This is a genomic window from Pseudomonas sp. BF-B-30 (assembly GCF_019956305.1).
GTDB lineage: Bacteria > Pseudomonadota > Gammaproteobacteria > Pseudomonadales > Pseudomonadaceae > Aquipseudomonas > Aquipseudomonas jessenii.
In genome coordinates, this window is record NZ_JAHBDG010000083.1 from 34,387 (window position 1) to 53,057 (window position 18,671).

The following is an 18,671-nucleotide window of genomic DNA, read 5'->3' on the forward strand; positions in this document are numbered from 1 at the left end:
AAACCAATAATGAAAAACCCTTATGCTCTCGGCTTCTGGTGCGCCATCGTGGCGTTGGTGCTGCTGTCGGCCACCTATTTCTACGGCATCATGCTGGCCCACCAGATCGACAAGGCTATGGCGTTCCTCGACAGTGCCGCCGCGCTGATTGCCGTGATGTCCATTGCGGTGGTGGCCTGGGCCTCGGTCCAGAATCAACGCATCAAGAAAAGACAACTCGAACAGGGCAAGACCCTGGTACTGATCTGGGACACCAAGGTGGCGTTGCGTCGTGTCGAAACGGTGTTCGACCGCTATTTCTGGGGCAGTTACTGGCAACCGGGGCGCACCTTTCAGGAAGTCATGGGCGAATTGACCGGCACGCCGCTGGAAAAAAGCCTCGAGAGCCTGAAAAAACAGTGCCTGGCGCTGGACCGGCAGGTGGCTGACGACGGTCGGCACTGGCTCAGCAATGCCCGCGAACTGGCCGATGTCGCCACGGCCATGGCCCGCGAACGCTATCAACTGGACGTCTGCGACCCGCGCGCGGAAGTGACGGGCGGGGCGGTGATCAACCGTGACTTCGAAGTGCTGGTGTACACCTGGACTGCGCGGCTCAAAAGCTTTGATCATCAGCTGGATGAGATTGAAGTCCAGTATTCCTGAGATATCGATATTGGCTGTACCTACGCCTTCGCGAGCAAGCCCGCTCCCACATTGGAATGCATTCTCATGTGGGAGCGGGCTTGCTCGCGAAGGCGATTGCATAGGCACAAATAATCCCCAACCCTGTCAACAACCCCAAGACACTCTTTCACCTTTAATCATTGGGCCGTACGTCGCCCCTGATGCTAATCTCCATTCCACTTTCAGCACTGTCGAGCCACAACCCGTCATGGGTTCAGGGAAGACGACCTCACTTTCAACAACGGACACTGAACGGGTCATACATGAATAAATCAGCAGGCGTGCTACTGGGAATTGTTGTCGCCATCGGTGCCATCAGCGCAGGCGGGGCCTGGTTCACCAGCACCAGGATCGAAGGTGTGCTGAACACCTCGATAGCCGATGCCAACAAGGAACTGCAGGCGGCGATGGTTGGTTCCAACGGCACGGCGTCGCTGGAGCTGGTGTCGCTGGAGCGTCATGTGTTCAGCAGCACCGCGCACTATCGCCTCAAGGGCGAAGGCGAAATGTTCGGCGAAGCGCCGGTTGAGTTGCTGTTTGTCGATCACATCGAACACGGCCCGTTGCCGTTCTCGCGCCTGATGTCGCTCAAGTGGCTGCCGGTCCTGGCGACCAGTCACTACGAGCTGGAAAAGACTCCGTTCACCGAGAAGTGGTTTGCCGCCGCCAAGGACAAGTCCCCGCTGACCGGCGTGGTCAATATCGGCTATGACAACGCTACCAATGGCACCTTCGAGTTGCAGCCGCTGGAAATGGCACTGGATGACAAGTCGAGCATGAAGTTCTCCGGCTTGAAAATGGACGTCGACGCCAGCGCCAAGGCGCAGAAGGTCAAGGCCAACGGCTACATGGACAGCCTGAAGGTGACCACCGTGTCCGAAGACCAGACGCCGGTGCAGGTTGAATTCAATGGCCTGACCCTGGCCAGCAACCTGACAAAAAGTACCTACGGTTTCTACACCGGCGAAAACGTCGTTGAACTGGCCAGCGGCAAATCGACTTTTGGCGTCAAGCAGTCGGTGCTGGACTTCAAGAAATTCGAGATGAAAAACCTGACTGAAGAAAAGGGCAGCAACGCCTCAGGGCGTGCCGATTACAAGGTTGGCGAAGTGTCCCTGAACGGCAAGACCATTGGTTCCGGTTCGCTGGCCATGAGCCTGAAGAACCTCGACATTCCGGCGACCCTGTCGTTGATGCAGATTTACCAGAGCAAACTGCAGCCGTATGAAAGGGCGGTGGCCGAAGCAACGGCGGCCGGTCTGCCGGCACCGGAGCTGAAACTGACCGAAGCCGAAGAGGCGCTGCTCAAGTCCAGCCTGGAAAAACTGCTGGCGGCCGGACCACAAGTGGCCCTGGAAAACCTGTCGTTCAACACCGCCAATGGTGAGAGCCGCGCCAACATGGTGCTCGACCTGACCAAGCCACAAGCTATCGACCTGCCGACCGATCAGTTGGTCAGACAGCTGATCGCGCTGCTGGACTTCAAGCTGCAAGTGTCCAAACCCATGCTGATCGATGTGCTCACCGTGCAATCGCAAATCGACGGTCAGACCGACGCCAAGCTGATTGCCGATCAGGCCACCGCCACCGCGGACATGTTCAGCAGCATGGCGGTCGGCAGCCAACTGGCAAAACTGGACGGCAATAACATCGTCACTAACCTGCGTTACGCCAACAATCAGGTGGACTTCAACGGCCAGAAAATGACCGTCGAAGAGTTTGCCGGTTTTGTGATGAGCAAGTTTGCGGATGCTGGCGCCACCGAATAACGGCGGCCGTTTACCCCGCAACGCCCGGCCTCTGCATCGCGCAGGCGCCGGGCGTTTTGCTGTCTGGCAACTCTAGGGAACGTCACGGATCAGGCGCCATGCCTCTTCCCATGGCAGTGGTTGTTTCATCCGCTCGGCGAGCATCGCCATTGCCCGGTCCATCTCGCAGGCTACCGCCGCCGACACCACGCCGTTTTTTCCGAACAGGCCTATGAACGGCGGGTTGTAAGGGTCGCCCTTGAACTCGACTTCGTCCCAGGCCTCGGAGTGGCCGAGGTAGTCATAGGTTTTACCGAAATGCCAGGTCCAGAAAAACGGCACGTCGAGGTAATGCTCGTCACCGCCCAGCATATTGGCCGCGGCGATCCGCGCCTGTTGTTGGGCCAGTCGCCAGTGTTCGATGCGCAGGTATTGGTTGTTCAGCGGGAACGTTGCGATATCGCCAGCCGCCCAGAGACCGTCGGCCACGCGCATTGCGCCATCGACATGCAGCGAGTGATCCTGCTCCTTCGGTAACCCGGTAAAGGCCGCCGTGGCTGGCGTCACGCCGATGCCGACCAGCACCAGATCGGCCGCCAGGCGTTGGTCGTTGTCCAGGCGCACGGCTTCGACCTTGTCCGTCCCTTCGATCTGTACCGCATTGCCCTGGGTATGAAACACGACGCCATGGGCTTCATGTCGTGCGCGAATGGCCTTGCCGACCGTGTCGCCGAACTGTTTGGCAAGCGGCACCTCGTGGCGGGCCAATACGGTCACGTGCAGGCCAAGCTGGCGCAGGGACGAGGCGGATTCCATGGCAATAAAGCTGTCGCCGATGATCACCACCCGCTGGCCGGCGCTGGCGCTGTCCAGAATCTGCTGCGCATGGGCTTTGGAGCGCAGGACGAACACTTGCGGCAGGTCGGCGCCGGGCAGCGTCAGCGGGTTGGGCACGCCGCCGGTGGCCAGCAGCGCGGCGTCGTATGTCAGTGATTGGCCGTCAGTCAGCCGCAGCGTCCGGTTTTGCGCGTCCAGGCTTGCCACTTCGCCTCGCAGGCGCTCGATCCGCTGCTCGCGGTAAAAATCCTCATCGCGTAGCGGCGGGACTTCGTGCAGCGGTATCTCCCCGGCGATCACGTATTTGCTTAGCGCCGTGCGGTCGTATCCGGCATCGGCTTCGCGGTCGATCAACAGTAACCGGCCGCCGAAACCTTTCTCGCGCAAACATGCCGCCGCCGCCGTGCCTGCCGCGCCAGCCCCGACAATGATGAAGGTTCGTGGATCGTCGGCCGGTGGCGCGTGGGCGTCCGGCATCGGCTGGTCGCCGACCCAGATGTCGCCGTCACGGACTTCAAGGGGATAGCGCTTGAGGCTGTCCAGGGCTGGGGGTTCGCACAGCCCGCCATCCTCGACCCGAAACTGCGCCTTGTGCCATGGACACGTCAGGCGCCCGTGGCATATCGCGCCGTCCGCCAGCGGGGCTCCGGCATGCGGGCATTCGGCCTGATAAGCGCGCAGTTGTTCGCCGGCCCGCAACAGCAGAATCTTGCTGTCCTGGACCTGCACTTCCAGACCCCGGTCTTCGGGTACATTGGCGACACGCGCAACGCGATGCAGAGTCATGATTGCTCTCCAGGCAGACGTTTCACTTATGAGTCTGGTACTTATCGCGAGGTTCAGCCAATTGCCCCTGCCACGGCGTGAACGGTCCGGCTATAGTTTGCACGCCGACGACGGCCCAACACGTACAAGGTGCTCCGGTATGCCCCGATTGACCTCAATGAAACCTTGGCTTGCGGCCTTGGCAGTCGCCCTTTGCGTGCAGTTCCCGGCGCAGGCCCAGGAACGTTTCACCCTGAACATTCCTGGAGTCTCCGATGACCGCCTGTTCACGTCGGCCGCCGCCAGCGACTCCGCGGGCTGTGGCGGGCATAACATTTCCCCGGCATTGAACTGGAACGCCGGCCCGGCAGCCACCCAAAGCTACGCCATCGTCATGCACGACCCTGACGGCCAGCAGGGCCAGGGCATCGATCAGTGGGTGCATTACGGCATCAAGGCCGGCACCCACCAGATCCCGGCCGGCGCCGGGAGCAAACCCGGCCTCGAGGGCGTCGCCGGTACCAACAGCAAGGCAACCACCGGCTATGTCGGCCCTTGCCCGCCCGTTGGCGACAGCGCGCACCACTACATCATCCAGATCTACGCCCTGGACCTGCCCCCGGACGCCTTGCCCGCCGGCCTGACCCGTGCGCAGCTGCTGGAAAAAATCAAAGGCCACGTCCTGAAAAACAGTAGCGTGGTGCGGCGCTATCACCGCTAAAGGCTGATCGCCCCAGCGGATTTGCAGAAAACTGAAGTGCGCGGCATTCCGGGGATTTGGCATCCACCCCCGAAAGCGCGCACTATCAGGCTATAGCCGATGCGTTGGAGGATGCCGTGGCAAAAAAGATCGACCGCATCGCCCAAATGCTCAACTGCCCGCAAAAGGGTGAAGAACTGCGGCGAGCGATTACCGAGAGTCGCAAGGATTTTCTGCTGAATCAGCCGGAAAAGGATGTTGTTGAAGACGACGACCTTGAAGAGGAGTTTTTCGAGGACGACGAGGACGATGATGAGTACGACGAATTCGACTGGACTACAGAATGAAAAAAACCGCTTCGGCGGTTTTTTTGTGGGCCAGGACAGCACCGGTCGGAGACTCGTTGACCCCCATGCTGAAAATGGCACACTATCAGGTACTTTTTTACGTACCTTTGGAGCCGCCATGGAGCAGCTACTTGCAAGTCGTTCGGTCAGCATCACCGAGCTCAAGCGCAGCCCGAGTACTGTAATCGAGCAAGCCGGTTCCGAGCCTGTTGCCGTGCTCAACCACAACCGTCCAGCCGCCTATCTTTTACCGCACGCGGCCTATCAACAGCTGCTGGATCGGCTGCACGCTGCCGAACTTCGTGAAGCCATTGTGGCGAGCCGCAACGATCCGCGTCCGGCCGTCGCTGCCGATACAATGTTTGCCGAGCTTGATGCGCTGATTGATGAGGTAGAAGCAGAGCAACACCGTCCATGAGGCAAGTGCTTTTCTCTGCATTGGCACGGGACGATCTGCTGCAAGTCGCTCGTTTTATCGCCCTGGACAATCCTGAACGGGCCCGGACGTTTGTGGGCGAGCTACGCATGCAGTGCGCGCGATTAATCGAACAACCGAATCTGGGTGTTTCAAGAGACGATTGCGCCAAGGGATTGCGAATGCTTCCCCATGGCCGATATCTGATCTTCTACTGTTTGGCGGACGACGAGATCAAGGTCGAACGCGTGCTGCATAGCGCGAGAGACATTGGCCGGCTGTTTGAAAAAAACAGCATTGATCATTAGGCGCGAAGCTTGCAATCACCCACAAAAAAGCCCCAGACCCATAAGGCCCGAGGCTTTCTTGTAACAGCGGTATGGTGCACCAGGCGGGATTCGAACCCACGACCCCTGCCTTCGGAGGGCAGTACTCTATCCAGCTGAGCTACTGGTGCAGCGGGCGCCATGATACTCATATGCGTTGAAGGCGTCCATGCTGCTGAATCGCCTGTGTTTTTTGAAGCTGTAACGCGCGGTTGCTACGTTGATCAGAAAAAATGGGCAAAAGCGTCGTTTTCGTTCTTTTTTTCGAACAGGCTATTGTCCTTTACCCCCTTTGATCCTAGGATTCGTTTGAGATTTCAAACGCTCTTGTCTGGGTGCTGAACCGCACGAGTTCAATCAGTGCGCTATTTATGTGCTTCAGCCCGGTGAATGATTTCCCTGACGGCAGCCTATCGAGGCGCCTTTCTACAATCATAATTTGCTCCGCATTCTTTGCGGTGCTGTTAAGGAAAGCCGACATGCAGCTTAAAGACACCCAGTTGTTCCGCCAGCAAGCCTTCATCGATGGCGCGTGGGTCGATGCGGACAATGGTCAGACGATCAAGGTCAACAACCCGGCAACGGGCGAAATTCTGGGCACCGTGCCGAAAATGGGCGCTGCCGAAACCCGCCGTGCGATCGAAGCTGCTGACAAAGCGCTGCCGGCCTGGCGTGCACTGACCGCCAAAGAACGTGCGACCAAGCTGCGTCGCTGGTACGAGCTGATCATCGAGAACCAGGAAGACCTGGCGCGCCTGATGACCCTGGAACAAGGCAAGCCATTGGCCGAAGCCAAGGGCGAAATCGTTTACGCCGCTTCCTTTATCGAGTGGTTCGCCGAAGAAGCCAAGCGCATCTACGGTGACGTGATTCCGGGCCACCAGCCAGACAAGCGCCTGATCGTGATCAAGCAGCCAATCGGCGTGACCGCTGCGATCACCCCGTGGAACTTCCCGGCCGCGATGATCACCCGTAAAGCCGGTCCAGCCCTGGCCGCCGGTTGCACCATGGTGCTCAAACCTGCTTCGCAAACTCCGTTCTCTGCATTCGCCCTGGCCGAACTGGCCCAGCGTGCCGGAATCCCGGCTGGCGTGTTCAGCGTTGTTTCCGGCAGCGCCGGCGACATCGGCAGCGAGCTGACCAGCAACCCGATCGTGCGCAAGCTGTCCTTCACCGGTTCGACCGAAATCGGTCGTCAACTGATGTCGGAATGCGCCAAGGACATCAAGAAAGTGTCCCTGGAGCTGGGTGGCAACGCGCCGTTCATCGTGTTCGACGACGCGGACCTGGATAAGGCCGTCGAAGGCGCGATCATTTCCAAGTATCGCAACAACGGTCAGACCTGCGTCTGCGCCAACCGCCTGTACATTCAGGATTCGGTCTACGACGCGTTCGCCGAGAAGCTGAAAGTGGCTGTTGCCAAGCTCAAGATCGGCAACGGTCTGGAAGACGGCACTACCACTGGCCCGCTGATCGACGAAAAAGCCGTGGCCAAGGTGCAAGAGCACATCGCTGACGCCGTTTCCAAAGGCGCCACCGTGCTGTCCGGCGGCAAGTCGATGGAAGGCAACTTCTTCGAGCCGACCATCCTGACCAACGTGCCGAATAACGCTGCCGTGGCCAAGGAAGAAACCTTCGGTCCATTGGCTCCGCTGTTCCGCTTCAAAGACGAAGCCGACGTGATTGCGATGTCCAACGACACCGAGTTCGGTCTGGCCTCGTACTTCTATGCTCGTGATCTGGGCCGTGTGTTCCGTGTGGCTGAAGCCTTGGAATACGGCATGGTCGGCGTCAACACCGGGTTGATCTCCAACGAAGTCGCGCCGTTCGGCGGCATCAAGGCCTCGGGCCTGGGCCGTGAAGGCTCCAAGTACGGCATCGAAGATTACCTGGAAATCAAATACCTCTGCCTGGGCATCTAACCCCGGAAGAGCATTGCTTCAAGCGCAAAGGGCACGAGAGCGCTGTCCCTTTGCGCCGCTTCAAACCGGAATTTTCTCGGTGGCCGGGAACGCAGTGGCAGTCGATCATCGCATGCTGCCGCCGTTGCTCCCCGTCGCTTTATCCTTGAACCACGCCGCCCGATGAGCGGTGAATGAGGAATGTATGAGCAAGACTAACGCTTCTTTGATGGCCCGCCGTACCGCTGCTGTTCCACGTGGTGTTGGCCAGATTCACCCGATCTTCGCCGATTCCGCGAAGAACGCGACCGTAACCGACGTTGAAGGTCGTGAATTCATCGACTTCGCCGGCGGTATCGCCGTACTGAACACCGGCCACGTGCACCCGAAAGTCATCGCCGCCGTGACCGAGCAGTTGAACAAGCTGACCCACACCTGCTTCCAGGTACTGGCCTACGAGCCGTACGTGGAAGTGTGCGAAAAAATCAACGCCAAGGTCCCAGGTGATTTCGACAAGAAAACCCTGCTGGTGACCACCGGCTCCGAAGCCGTGGAAAACTCCATCAAGATCGCCCGTGCCGCCACTGGCCGTGCCGGCGTGATCGCCTTCACCGGCGCCTACCACGGTCGCACCATGATGACCCTGGGCCTGACCGGTAAAGTCGTGCCTTACTCGGCCGGCATGGGCCTGATGCCAGGCGGCATCTTCCGCGCGCTGTACCCGAACGAACTGCACGGCGTGAGCATCGACGATTCGATCGCTTCCATCGAACGCATCTTCAAGAACGACGCCGAGCCGAAAGACATCGCTGCGATCATCATCGAGCCGGTTCAGGGCGAAGGTGGTTTCTACGTCGCGCCGAAAGAATTCATGAAGCGTCTGCGTGCCCTGTGCGACCAGCACGGCATCCTGCTGATCGCTGACGAAGTACAGACTGGCGCTGGCCGTACCGGCACATTCTTCGCGATGGAACAGATGGGCGTTGCTGCCGACCTGACCACCTTCGCCAAATCCATCGCTGGCGGCTTCCCGCTGGCCGGTGTGTGCGGCAAGGCCGAATACATGGACGCCATTGCTCCAGGCGGCCTGGGCGGCACCTACGCCGGTAGCCCGATCGCTTGCGCCGCGGCCCTGGCCGTGATGGAAGTGTTCGAAGAAGAACACCTGCTGGATCGTTGCAAGGCTGTTGGCGAGCGTCTGGTAACCGGCCTGAAGGCCATCCAGGCCAAGTACCCGGTGATCGGTGAAGTCCGTGCCCTGGGCGCGATGATCGCGGTCGAGCTGTTCGAAAACGGCGACAGCCACAAGCCGAACGCTGCAGCCGTGGCGTCCGTTGTGGCCAAGGCTCGCGACAAGGGTCTGATCCTGCTGTCCTGCGGCACCTACGGTAACGTTCTGCGCGTCCTGGTACCGCTGACCTCGCCGGACGAGCAACTGGACAAAGGTCTGGCGATCATCGAAGAGTGCTTCTCCGAACTCTGATCCCCTGTGTGACCTGATCCACAAAAAACCCGCTTCGGCGGGTTTTTTCATGCCCCTTGAAACACATCCCGCCCATTAGCGCTGTATCGGATGGCCAGCATTGGCTAAGGTTTGCGCATTGCCAGGGAGAGCTGTATGACAACCGTCATTTTACCCGCCGTTCCAAGAGTCCTGATCGCCGAGGCCGACCCCTGGTCCCGGGATTTGCTTAAGGAAGTGTTGTTGAACGTACGCTGCGATGCGCGGCTGGATTTGTGCGCCGATGGTCAGCAAGCGCTGGAGCTATTGGCTGCCAACCCCTATGACCTGGTGATCGCCGACTGGGAGTTGCCCGGCGTCGATGGCCTGAATGTCCTGCGCAGCATCCGCCAGCGCAAACGCAATCCGCCCATGCCGTTCATTCTGATGAGCAGTCGCAACGACAGTGCCAGCGTGCGCGAGGCCTTGCCGCTGGCGCCGGCCGCGTACCTGACCAAACCCCTGAATATGGAAAGCCTGACCCATCGGTTGCAGGGGCTGCTGCTGAACGCTGGCGAAGAAGTCTCGTGCGAAGTGCCGTCGCTGGCACCGGGCATGACGTTGTCGGTGTTTCTGGAGCGTCGACGGGAATTGGCTGACGGTGCGCCGCTGATGACCGACGTGCAAGTGGCGGTCAAACGCAGCCTCAATCCCAATGGCCTCGATTTGACGGTGCTGGAAGACGAAATCCGCACCGATCCGCAGGTTACCGCTGTGCTGATCGCCGCTGCCAACAGCGCGGCCCAGCACCACGGCACCGCTGTGCAAACCCTGTCCCAGGCGCTGCATCGCCTGGGCACCGGGCAGAGCATGAACCTGATTCTCGGGTTGGCGCTCAAGCGCAGTGCCCGGCTCAGCGATCCGCAATTGGCCGACTATGCCGAGCGTTACTGGGATCTGTCCCTGCACACCGCCGAATACGCGAGAACCCTGGCGCGCTTGCTCGATCTGGATCAGGAGCGCTGCTATTGCGCCGGCATGTTGCATCGTCTCGGCGATCTGGCGTTGCTGCGGTGTTTGCAGGAATGGAAACAGGCCGGTGGCGAACTGGACGAGCAGGAGGAAGTGGGCGAAGCGCTGGTTGAATTTGGCGCGGCCTATGGCTCGGCCCTGCGCACGCGCTGGCGTCTGCCACTGGAGTTGCGCGAACTGATTGCGGCGGCCTATCAGCTCGGTGGCGGGGTTTACTCGCGCGAAGCACTGGTGATGAACATGGCGGCGCAGATGGCGCGCTTGACCGAGCATGAGGGCATCGAGGCGCTGGCGAAGAGCCGGACGGCGAGGTTGCTCAAGATCGGCCTGCCGGAGTTGATGCGTTTGCGCAAAAAGTAAGCACACCACCAACCCCTGTGGGAGCGAGCTTTTGTGGCGAGGGGGCTTGCCCCCGTTGGGCTGCGAAGCAGTCCTGCATTTGGTGTTCCAGCATTGTCAGGACAACCGCATTCGCTGGTTTACGGCTGCTGCGCAACCGAACGGGGGCAAGCCCCCTCGCCACAGGTATCCGGTGGTGCCAACGAAATCTCAGCCCGTCACAATCCGGTTCTTTCCCTCGCGCTTGGCCTGGTACATCGCGGCATCTGCCCGGGAAAACAGGTTTTCCACGTTTTCGTCCGCGGCGGTCAGGCTGGTCAGGCCCTGGCTGACGGTGATGCCGAACATCTGGCCCTCATGGTTGAAACTCAATTGCTGAATCTGCCGTTGCAGGCGTTCAGCCACTTGCAGGGCCATTTGCGGTGTACAGCCGGGAAACACCGCTGCAAACTCCTCACCGCCAATACGCCCGAACAGGTCGCCACGACGCAACGCTGCGCGGCCGCTTTCGGCAATGCGCTGCAACACGTTGTCGCCTTCCTGGTGACCGTAGGTGTCGTTGATCGTCTTGAAGTTATCAATGTCCAGCATCAGAAACGACAGCGGCTCGCCCTGTTGCCGGGTGTGTGCGAACGCGCGGTGGGCGCATTCGAAGAAATGACGGCGGTTGCTGCTCTGGGTCAGCGCATCGATGGTAGCCAGGCGATGCAGCTCGGTTTCCATCTGCTTCTTGTCGGTGATGTCTTCGGCGATGCCGACGATGATCACCGGTTGCCCCGGCTCGGGCTGGCGGTTGATGTAGCATTTGTCGCTTAGCCAGCGCACCTGGCCCTCGGCGGCGATGACTCGATACTCGCGGTCTTCGACGGCGCCTTTGTCCAGTACTTCGGCAAGGCTGCGTTCGGCATAGTCCAGGTCGTCAGGGTGAATGCTGTCGCACCATTGATTGCAGTCGGCCAGCAGTAGATCGGCCGAACGGCCAAAGATCCGTTCATAGGCGGGGCTGACGTAAAGCACCTTGCGGGTTTCCCAATCGAATGCCCACAGCACTGCATTGACGCTCATCAGCAAGGTGCTGAACAACTGTTCGCGTTCGCTCAGGCGTGCGACTTCGCGTTGGGCGTGCATCAGCGCTATCAGGGGCTGCGCGGCCTCGGGCCAATGGGACGGAGATGAGTCTTGCAGGTTTTTTGGGGTCATCGACACAAATCTCAAAGGGCATGCCGCGCGTTCGATAGCGGCCAACACCAAGCCTGCCGGGAATGGCGAAGTGTCTTTGAGATAGGGCTTTTTAGATGAAGTTCCCGCCTTGTGTGGCGAGGGAGCCTGCTCCCGCCGGGCGGTAGGGGAGACGGATTTTTGCAGTCACAAATCAATGTGGGAGCGGGCTTGCTCGCGAAGGCGGTGGGCCAGTCAATGAAGATGTCGACTGACTCACCGCCTTCGCGAGCAAGCCCGCTCCCACAGGTTTTTTCAGACGGCGGCAGGGCGCAGGGAGTAGGTCTTCAACTGATCGGCGAAGTCGCGCAGGGATTGAATCCCGCTGGCTTCGGCTTCGTGTACCCAGTCCTTGATGGCCGCCAGCATGTCGTGGCCATTTGAGCTGGTCTTGACCCAGATCTGCTGCAGAGCCAGGCGTTTCTCGTAAATTATCTTCAGTGCCTGGCTGTGCTCGAGCATGTTCTGGATGCGTACATGGTGTTTGTCATCCAGCAGACTGGTCTCCCGCGAAAGCAGGCGTTTGGCCCGGTGGAACTGGTGACGTACCGAGTGATCGACCTTTTCCAGCTCTTGCTTGACCAGCGGGCCGATCACCAATTTGCGGTACTGGGCCATGATCTGGAAGCGGTTGTTGAGGATCGCCATGGCGGTGTCCATGTCCAGGTTGCCCTTGCCTTCGACGCGGTGGGCAATCGGCGCAACCCGTTGAACCTTGGCCAGGCGCAGGAAGCTGAAGACTTGAATCCACGCCCAGCCCAGGTCGAATTCCCACTTCTTCACCGACAGTTTTGCCGAGTTAGGGTAGGTGTGATGGTTGTTATGCAGCTCTTCGCCGCCAATCAGGATGCCCCAAGGCACCAGATTGGTCGCCGCATCGCGGCATTCGAAGTTGCGGTAGCCGATGGCATGGCCCAGGCCATTGACTACGCCGGCGGCCCACACCGGGATCCACATCATCTGGATGGCCCAGATGGTGATGCCGATGGTGCCGAACAGCAGCAGGTCGATAACGCCCATGATCGCGATGCCCAGCAGCGGGAAGCGGCTGTAGAGGTTGCGCTCGATCCAGTCTTCGGGGCAGTTCTTGCCGTAGATGCGCAGCGTCTCGGGGTTTTCCGCTTCGGCGCGGTACAGCTCGGCGCCTTTGCGCAGCACTGTGGACAAACCCTTGATGACCGGGCTGTGCGGGTCATCGACGGTTTCGCATTTGGCGTGATGCTTGCGGTGGATGGCGGTCCACTCGCGGGTGTTCTGCGCCGTGGTCAGCCACAGCCAGAAACGGAAGAAATGCTTCAGGCCGGCATTCAGCTCCAGGGAGCGATGGGCCGAGTAACGATGCAGATAGACCGTGACGGCGATGATCGTGACGTGGGTCATCAGCAGGGTGACTGCTACCAGCGACCAGGGCGACAAGCCAAGAAAACCTTCGTACCACATAGGCTGTAGGGCCCTCGATAAAGAAAAAACAGCCGTTGCATTATCACTAAGCCCACACAGAAAACCAGTCACCCTTTCAGATAAGAGTGGCTGGATGTGTCTTTAAACTATAATTCCAACCTTTTTGTAGGGACATGGATCGCCGGATGTCTGCCACCTATCGCGATGCCTTGTGTGCAGCGCTGCTCTATCTGCTGCTTTCTGTGGCTTGGCTGCAGATCAGTGGCTATTTATTAAACAGTTTCTTCGATAGCTCTGCCGAGCGATTGCGATGGCAACTGATCAACGGTTATGTCTGGGTGCTGTTCAGTGCCGGGATGATCTTCATTGCTCGGGCGCGGCTGCTGCGGTGTCTGGGTATCGGCGCCAAACTGCGTGAGCGCGATGCCGACCGCATGCGCTTGCGCCAGGCGGCAGCCGTGTTCGACTGCACCCGCGAAGGCGTGCTGGTCACCAATCGGGAAGGTCTGATCGTCCATGTGAACCGGGCATTCATGGAAATCACCGGTTACGGGTGTGAGGACGTGCTGGGGCAGCGGCCCAACCTGTTCAAGTCCGGGCGACACTCTCCTGAGTTCTATCAGGTGATGTTTGCCACGCTCGCCAGTGTCGGGGAGTGGAGTGGAGAAATCTGGAACCGGCGCAAAAGCGGCGAGATTTACCCGCAATGGCAAACGATCCGCCTGATCCACGACGACTACGGCCAGCCGAGCCAATATGTGGCGGTGTTTTCCGACATCAGCGCAATCAAGAATTCAGAACACGAACTGATGCACCTGGCGCACCACGATCCGCTGACCGATCTGCCGAACCGCCTGCTGTTCATCGATCGCGCCGAACAGGCCCTGGCCTCGGCACAGGTCCATAAGCGTGGCTGCGCGCTGCTGATGGTCGATCTCGATCACTTCAAGATGATCAACGACAGCCTCGGGCATACCATTGGCGACCAGTTGCTCAAGGCTGTGGCCGAGCGCCTGGGGGCCATGTTCGGTCCGGGCGTCACCCTGGCGCGGTTGGGCGGGGATGAGTTCGCCATACTTGCCGAAAGCTGTCCGCAACTGATTCAGGCCGCTGCGTTGGCCCAGCGGATCATCGATGGTCTTAAAGACCCGTTCCTTATTGATGGGCACCTGCTGTCCATAAACACCAGCATCGGCATCAGCCTGTTCCCCAGCGATGCGCTGAGCGTCGAGCAACTGCTGCGCAATGGCGACTCTGCACTGTTCAAGGCCAAGAGCGCGGGGCGCAATGATTATGCCCTGTACACCGAAGAGCTGACGGCCCACGCCCAGCAACGGCTCGAGATCGCCTTCGAATTGCGCCGCGCCCTGGACCGACAAGAGCTGCGGGTCTATTACCAGCCGGTTCACGACCTCAAGAGCCGTCGCCTGATCGGCGTCGAGGCGCTGGTGCGTTGGCAGCACTCGCAGCGGGGCCTGGTGTCGCCGGCGGAATTCATTCCGGTCGCCGAACGAACCGGTCTGATTGCAGAAATCGACACCTGGGTCATGGCGCAGGCGTGTCGGCAGATGTGCCAGTGGCAGCAGGACGGGGTGGTGCTGTCGTTCGTCGCGGTCAACGTTTCTTCGCGTCTGTTCGCCCGTCGTGAGCTGTATCAGCAGGTGGCGCAGGTCCTGCGCGAAACCGGGCTGGAGCCGGCGTTTCTCGAGCTGGAAGTCACTGAAAGCGCGGTGATGGAAGACCCGGAAGTCGCGCTGGAGCAGATGCATCGCCTGCGCGAGCTGGGTGTGCGCCTGGCCATCGACGACTTCGGCACGGGTTACTCATCGCTGCTGCGGCTCAAGCGTCTGCCGGTGCAGAAGTTGAAAATCGACCAGGGCTTCGTCGCCGGGTTGCCGTGGGATGAGGATGATGCGGCGATCTCGCGGGTGATCATTGCGCTGGCCCAGAGCATGGGCATGCAGGTCCATGCCGAGGGGATCGAGCAGGCTGAGCAGGCGGAATTTCTGCTCGAGCACGATTGCGATCTGGGTCAGGGCTACTGGTTCGGGCGGCCGGTACCGGCGGAGCAGCTTGACTGGATGCATGAGCCGGTGATCGTGTAGGAGCAAAACCTGTGGGAGCGAGCTTGCTCGCGATAGCGGAATATCAGTCGACATTTCTGGTGGCTGACACTCCCTCATCGCGAGCAAGCTCGCTCCCACAGGTTTTTTTGGTGTGCCTGAAAGAGGGTGATTCACCTCAAGCTCTTGTCTCCACAGTTAATCTCTTCTGGTTATATAAACATTCTTAAATAGTCTTTTTAAGAATATCTACACCTCTCTAGTATTGCTCTCAAGCCGCAAGCAGTGCCGACACTGCGAGGCAACCTCTCAGTTGAAGGAGCAGCAATATGAGCGCATCCCTGCGTAGCGTCGACGGTCAAGACGAAGCCACCATCCTGCGTGAAATCCAGAGTGCCCTGCGCGATCTGCGCTTTGGCGCCGTGGAAATCACTGTGCACAACGCCCAGGTGGTGCAGATCGAACGCAAAGAAAAATTCCGTTTGCAGCAGCCGGGCAACAAGTCGGGCTGAGGCGAATCAGGCAACGCGATATCCCATAAGAAAAAGCCAACAAACCAAGAATTCCAGGAGCTTTCACCATGTCGTCGATTCGTCATTTCGCTTTGGCCGCCCTGGCCAGCGCCCTTTTTGCCGGTTCCGCCGTTGCCAAGGACTATGAGCTGCTCAACGTGTCATACGACCCGACCCGCGAGCTGTATCAGGACTACAACGCCGAATTCATCAAGTTCTGGCAAAAGGACCACGCCGGTGACTCCGTGAAAATCCAGCAATCCCACGGCGGTTCGGGCAAGCAGGGTCGGGCGGTGATCGATGGCCTGCGTGCCGACGTCGTGACCCTGGCCCTGGCCGGCGATATCGACGAAATCGCCAAGCTTGGCAAGTCCCTGCCGGCGGACTGGCAAAAACGCCTGCCGGACGCCAGCACGCCTTACACCTCGACCATCGTGTTCCTGGTGCGCAAGGGCAACCCTAAAGGCATCAAGGACTGGGGCGACCTGGTCAAGAATGATGTCTCGGTGATCACACCGAATCCGAAGACCTCCGGCGGTGCGCGCTGGAACTTCCTCGCGGCCTGGGCCTATGGCCTGAAAGCCAATGGCGGCGACGAAGCCAAGGCCAAGGAATACGTGCAAACCCTGTTCAAGCACGTGCCAGTGCTGGATACCGGCGCCCGCGGCTCGACCATTACCTTCGTCAACAACGGTCAGGGCGACGTATTGCTGGCCTGGGAAAACGAAGCCTTCCTGGCCCTGAAAGAAGAGGGTGGTGCCGACAAGTTCGACATCGTCGTGCCTTCGCTGTCGATCCTCGCTGAGCCGCCGGTGGCGGTAGTCGACAAAAATGCCGAGAAAAAGGGCAACGGGCAGATCGCCGAAGCCTACCTCAAGTACCTGTACAGCCCGGCCGGCCAGGAAATCGCGGCGAAGAACTTCTATCGTCCACGTGACAAGGACGTGGCCGCCAAATACGCCCAGCAGTTCCCGAAACTGGAGCTGGTGAGCATCGACAAGGATTTCGGCGGCTGGAAAGTCGCACAGCCGAAATTCTTCAATGATGGGGGCGTGTTCGACCAGATCTACCAGGCGCAGTAATCTGACTCAAGCCACGCAACGAGCCTGATGCCTGGGCTCGTAACTGTGGGAGCGGGCTTGCTCGCGAAGGCGGTGTGTCAGGCGACGTAAATGTTGACTGATATGGCCTCTTCGCGAGCAAGCCCGCTCCCACATTGATGCGTTTAGCGGATCGCTTTTTAACCAAGGACTTTTATGTCGCGTCGTATCTCCCCCGTCATACCCGGCTTCGGGCTGACGCTGGGCTACACCTTGGTGTACCTCAGCCTGATTGTGCTCATACCACTGGCGGCAATGTTCGTGCATGCCGCTCAACTCACCTGGGATCAGTTCTGGGCAATCATCTCGGCGCCACGGGTGCTGGCCGCGTTGAAGCTCAGCTTCGGCACCGCCCTGTGTGCCGCGATCATCAACGGCATCATCGGCACGCTGCTGGCCTGGGTATTAGTGCGCTATACCTTCCCAGGGCGAAAAGTGATCGATGCAATGATCGACTTGCCGTTCGCATTGCCCACGGCGGTGGCCGGTATTGCGCTGACGGCGTTGTACACCCCTACCGGTCTGGTCGGTCAGTTTGCGGCGGATCTGGGTTTCAAGATCGCCTACACCCCTCTGGGCATCACCCTTGCCCTCACTTTTGTGACACTTCCATTCGTAGTACGTACCGTACAGCCAGTATTGGCGGATATTCCTCGTGAAGTCGAGGAAGCGGCGGCGTGCCTGGGTGCAAAACCCTTGCAGGTTTTCCGCCATATCCTGCTGCCGGCACTGCTTCCGGCATGGCTTACCGGTTTCGCTTTGGCCTTTGCCCGCGGGGTCGGCGAGTACGGTTCGGTGATTTTCATCGCGGGCAACATGCCGATGAAAACCGAGATTCTGCCGCTGCTGATCATGGTCAAGCTCGACCAATACGATTACACCGGTGCTACCTCCATTGGTGTACTGATGCTGGTGGTTTCCTTCGTCCTGTTGCTGCTGATCAACTTGTTGCAGCGGCGCATCGAAACCCCATAAGGAGGCGCACCCATGTCCCAATCGTCTATTGCTGCCGCTTCCTCGAACGCTGCCCGCCGTGGCAGTGCGACCTCGCGGCGAATCCTGATCGGCCTTGGCTGGCTGATTTTTGCGCTGTTCCTGTTGCTGCCGCTGTTCATCGTGGTGTCCCAAGGCCTGAAGCTCGGCCTCGGTGCGTTCTTCACCGCGATCTTTGAGCCGGACGCGCTGTCGGCCCTGAAACTCACGGTCATCGCCGTGTTGATTTCGGTGCCGCTGAACCTGGTGTTTGGTGTCAGTGCCGCGTGGTGCGTGAGCAAGTACTCGTTCCGTGGCAAGAGCATGCTGGTGACACTGATCGACCTGCCGTTCTCGGTGTCGCCGGTGATCGCTGGTCTGGTCTATGTGCTGATGTTCGGCGCCCAAGGCCTGTTCGGTCCATGGTTGCAGGACCACGACATCCAGATCGTCTTCGCCCTGCCGGGCATCGTGCTGGCGACGATCTTCGTCACCGTGCCGTTCGTGGCCCGTGAACTGATCCCGCTGATGCAGGAGCAAGGTACCCAGGAAGAGGAGGCCGCGCGCCTGCTCGGGGCCAACGGCTGGCAGATGTTCTGGCACGTCACCGTGCCCAACATCAAATGGGGCCTGATCTACGGCGTGGTGTTGTGTACCGCGCGGGCCATGGGGGAGTTCGGTGCGGTGTCGGTGGTTTCCGGGCACATTCGCGGGGTGACCAACACCCTGCCGTTGCACGTTGAGATCCTCTACAACGAATACAACCACGTGGCCGCGTTCGCCGTGGCGAGCCTGTTGCTGATCCTGGCGCTCTTCATCCTGCTGCTCAAGCAGTGGAGCGAAAACCGTATTAACCGCCTGCGCGCCAGCGCCGCGGAGGAATAATTC

General features: G+C 59.7%; 17 protein-coding genes and 1 tRNA gene. 14 read left to right on the plus strand and 4 right to left on the minus strand.

All coding sequences use genetic code 11. From position 1 onward, the window contains the following. The first annotated feature begins 9 nt into the window (after positions 1-9). The gene (locus tag KGB29_RS27940; RefSeq protein WP_057712526.1) at positions 10-645 is read left to right on the plus strand and encodes a hypothetical protein; all 636 of its coding nucleotides are present in this window, start codon (positions 10-12) and stop codon (positions 643-645) included. Between the two features lie 284 nt (positions 646-929). Beyond that, positions 930-2,435 carry a YdgA family protein gene (locus KGB29_RS27945; RefSeq protein WP_090452416.1) on the plus strand — a complete coding sequence of 502 codons (1,506 nt, stop codon included), beginning with the start codon at positions 930-932 and terminating at the stop codon, positions 2,433-2,435. Positions 2,436-2,507: 72 nt separating this feature from the next. On the opposite strand, the gene KGB29_RS27950 is transcribed toward KGB29_RS27945, so the two are convergent. Next, positions 2,508-4,037 (minus strand): FAD-dependent oxidoreductase, encoded by a 1,530-nt coding sequence (locus tag KGB29_RS27950; protein ID WP_154910768.1) that lies wholly within the window; start codon positions 4,035-4,037, stop codon positions 2,508-2,510. Between the two features lie 139 nt (positions 4,038-4,176). On the opposite strand from KGB29_RS27950, the gene KGB29_RS27955 reads away from it, so the two are divergent. The 4 genes from KGB29_RS27955 to KGB29_RS27970 are packed head-to-tail and all read left to right on the plus strand — an operon-like array spanning position 4,177 to position 5,786. Next, positions 4,177-4,737, plus strand: coding sequence for a YbhB/YbcL family Raf kinase inhibitor-like protein (locus KGB29_RS27955; protein ID WP_154910767.1), 561 nt, complete (start codon positions 4,177-4,179; stop codon positions 4,735-4,737). Positions 4,738-4,793: 56 nt separating this feature from the next. Beyond that, entirely contained in the window at positions 4,794-5,063 is a 270-nt protein-coding gene (locus KGB29_RS27960) for a hypothetical protein (RefSeq protein ID WP_223473745.1), read from the plus strand. Further along, positions 5,029-5,481, plus strand: coding sequence for a type II toxin-antitoxin system Phd/YefM family antitoxin (locus tag KGB29_RS27965; RefSeq protein WP_223473746.1), 453 nt, complete (start codon positions 5,029-5,031; stop codon positions 5,479-5,481). Before KGB29_RS27960 ends, KGB29_RS27965 begins: the two co-directional genes overlap by 35 nt. After that, positions 5,478-5,786, plus strand: coding sequence for a type II toxin-antitoxin system RelE/ParE family toxin (locus KGB29_RS27970; protein ID WP_154910765.1), 309 nt, complete (start codon positions 5,478-5,480; stop codon positions 5,784-5,786). Before KGB29_RS27965 ends, KGB29_RS27970 begins: the two co-directional genes overlap by 4 nt. A gap of 72 nt (positions 5,787-5,858) precedes the next feature. On the opposite strand, the gene KGB29_RS27975 is transcribed toward KGB29_RS27970, so the two are convergent. Further along, a tRNA-Arg gene (locus KGB29_RS27975) sits at positions 5,859-5,935 on the minus strand. 348 nt (positions 5,936-6,283) lie between these two features. Between KGB29_RS27975 and gabD the strand changes: the two genes are divergently transcribed. The 3 genes from gabD (at position 6,284) to KGB29_RS27990 (ending at position 10,538) form a co-directional block, all read left to right on the plus strand. Further along, entirely contained in the window at positions 6,284-7,726 is a 1,443-nt protein-coding gene (gene gabD / locus KGB29_RS27980) for an NADP-dependent succinate-semialdehyde dehydrogenase (protein ID WP_154861288.1), read from the plus strand. 184 nt (positions 7,727-7,910) lie between these two features. Beyond that, positions 7,911-9,188 (plus strand): 4-aminobutyrate--2-oxoglutarate transaminase, encoded by a 1,278-nt coding sequence (gabT, locus tag KGB29_RS27985; protein WP_007994487.1) that lies wholly within the window; start codon positions 7,911-7,913, stop codon positions 9,186-9,188. A 135-nt stretch (positions 9,189-9,323) separates the two neighbouring features. Next, entirely contained in the window at positions 9,324-10,538 is a 1,215-nt protein-coding gene (locus KGB29_RS27990; protein WP_154910764.1) for a response regulator, read from the plus strand. Between the two features lie 189 nt (positions 10,539-10,727). On the opposite strand, the gene KGB29_RS27995 is transcribed toward KGB29_RS27990, so the two are convergent. Next, complete coding sequence (locus KGB29_RS27995) at positions 10,728-11,717, minus strand: GGDEF domain-containing protein (protein WP_223616503.1); 990 nt, start codon at positions 11,715-11,717, stop codon at positions 10,728-10,730. A 273-nt stretch (positions 11,718-11,990) separates the two neighbouring features. Next, positions 11,991-13,175, minus strand: coding sequence for a delta-9 fatty acid desaturase DesA (gene desA / locus KGB29_RS28000; RefSeq protein ID WP_154946659.1), 1,185 nt, complete (start codon positions 13,173-13,175; stop codon positions 11,991-11,993). A 146-nt stretch (positions 13,176-13,321) separates the two neighbouring features. Here desA and dibA point away from each other — a divergent pair, with 146 nt between their 5' ends. The 5 genes from dibA (at position 13,322) to cysW (ending at position 18,668) form a co-directional block, all read left to right on the plus strand. Continuing rightward, positions 13,322-15,241, plus strand: coding sequence for a phosphodiesterase DibA (gene dibA, locus KGB29_RS28005; protein ID WP_154910761.1), 1,920 nt, complete (start codon positions 13,322-13,324; stop codon positions 15,239-15,241). A gap of 287 nt (positions 15,242-15,528) precedes the next feature. Beyond that, positions 15,529-15,711 carry a sulfur starvation response protein OscA gene (gene oscA / locus KGB29_RS28010; RefSeq protein WP_056726967.1) on the plus strand — a complete coding sequence of 61 codons (183 nt, stop codon included), beginning with the start codon at positions 15,529-15,531 and terminating at the stop codon, positions 15,709-15,711. 68 nt (positions 15,712-15,779) lie between these two features. After that, the gene (locus KGB29_RS28015) at positions 15,780-16,793 is read left to right on the plus strand and encodes a sulfate ABC transporter substrate-binding protein (protein WP_154861283.1); all 1,014 of its coding nucleotides are present in this window, start codon (positions 15,780-15,782) and stop codon (positions 16,791-16,793) included. A 174-nt stretch (positions 16,794-16,967) separates the two neighbouring features. Further along, positions 16,968-17,786, plus strand: a complete 819-nt coding sequence (gene cysT, locus KGB29_RS28020) for a sulfate ABC transporter permease subunit CysT (protein ID WP_007972956.1) — start codon at positions 16,968-16,970, stop codon at positions 17,784-17,786. Positions 17,787-17,798: 12 nt separating this feature from the next. Further along, entirely contained in the window at positions 17,799-18,668 is an 870-nt protein-coding gene (gene cysW, locus KGB29_RS28025) for a sulfate ABC transporter permease subunit CysW (protein ID WP_007972954.1), read from the plus strand. Positions 18,669-18,671 lie beyond the last annotated feature (3 nt).

Excerpts from the sequence above, each read along its gene's own strand:
- gabT (WP_007994487.1), top strand. The coding sequence starts at position 7,911 with ATGAGCAAGACTAACGCTTCTTTGATGGCCCGCCGTACCGCTGCTGTT.
- KGB29_RS28015 (WP_154861283.1), top strand. The coding sequence starts at position 15,780 with ATGTCGTCGATTCGTCATTTCGCTTTGGCCGCCCTGGCCAGCGCCCTT.
- KGB29_RS27965 (WP_223473746.1), top strand. The coding sequence starts at position 5,029 with ATGAGTACGACGAATTCGACTGGACTACAGAATGAAAAAAACCGCTTC.
- KGB29_RS27995 (WP_223616503.1), bottom strand. The coding sequence starts at position 11,717 with ATGACCCCAAAAAACCTGCAAGACTCATCTCCGTCCCATTGGCCCGAG.
- KGB29_RS27945 (WP_090452416.1), top strand. The coding sequence starts at position 930 with ATGAATAAATCAGCAGGCGTGCTACTGGGAATTGTTGTCGCCATCGGT.
- KGB29_RS27940 (WP_057712526.1), top strand. The coding sequence starts at position 10 with ATGAAAAACCCTTATGCTCTCGGCTTCTGGTGCGCCATCGTGGCGTTG.
- cysW (WP_007972954.1), top strand. The coding sequence starts at position 17,799 with ATGTCCCAATCGTCTATTGCTGCCGCTTCCTCGAACGCTGCCCGCCGT.
- KGB29_RS27970 (WP_154910765.1), top strand. The coding sequence starts at position 5,478 with ATGAGGCAAGTGCTTTTCTCTGCATTGGCACGGGACGATCTGCTGCAA.
- dibA (WP_154910761.1), top strand. The coding sequence starts at position 13,322 with ATGTCTGCCACCTATCGCGATGCCTTGTGTGCAGCGCTGCTCTATCTG.
- desA (WP_154946659.1), bottom strand. The coding sequence starts at position 13,175 with ATGTGGTACGAAGGTTTTCTTGGCTTGTCGCCCTGGTCGCTGGTAGCA.
- KGB29_RS27950 (WP_154910768.1), bottom strand. The coding sequence starts at position 4,037 with ATGACTCTGCATCGCGTTGCGCGTGTCGCCAATGTACCCGAAGACCGG.
- KGB29_RS27990 (WP_154910764.1), top strand. The coding sequence starts at position 9,324 with ATGACAACCGTCATTTTACCCGCCGTTCCAAGAGTCCTGATCGCCGAG.
- cysT (WP_007972956.1), top strand. The coding sequence starts at position 16,968 with ATGTCGCGTCGTATCTCCCCCGTCATACCCGGCTTCGGGCTGACGCTG.
- gabD (WP_154861288.1), top strand. The coding sequence starts at position 6,284 with ATGCAGCTTAAAGACACCCAGTTGTTCCGCCAGCAAGCCTTCATCGAT.
- oscA (WP_056726967.1), top strand. The coding sequence starts at position 15,529 with ATGAGCGCATCCCTGCGTAGCGTCGACGGTCAAGACGAAGCCACCATC.
- KGB29_RS27955 (WP_154910767.1), top strand. The coding sequence starts at position 4,177 with ATGCCCCGATTGACCTCAATGAAACCTTGGCTTGCGGCCTTGGCAGTC.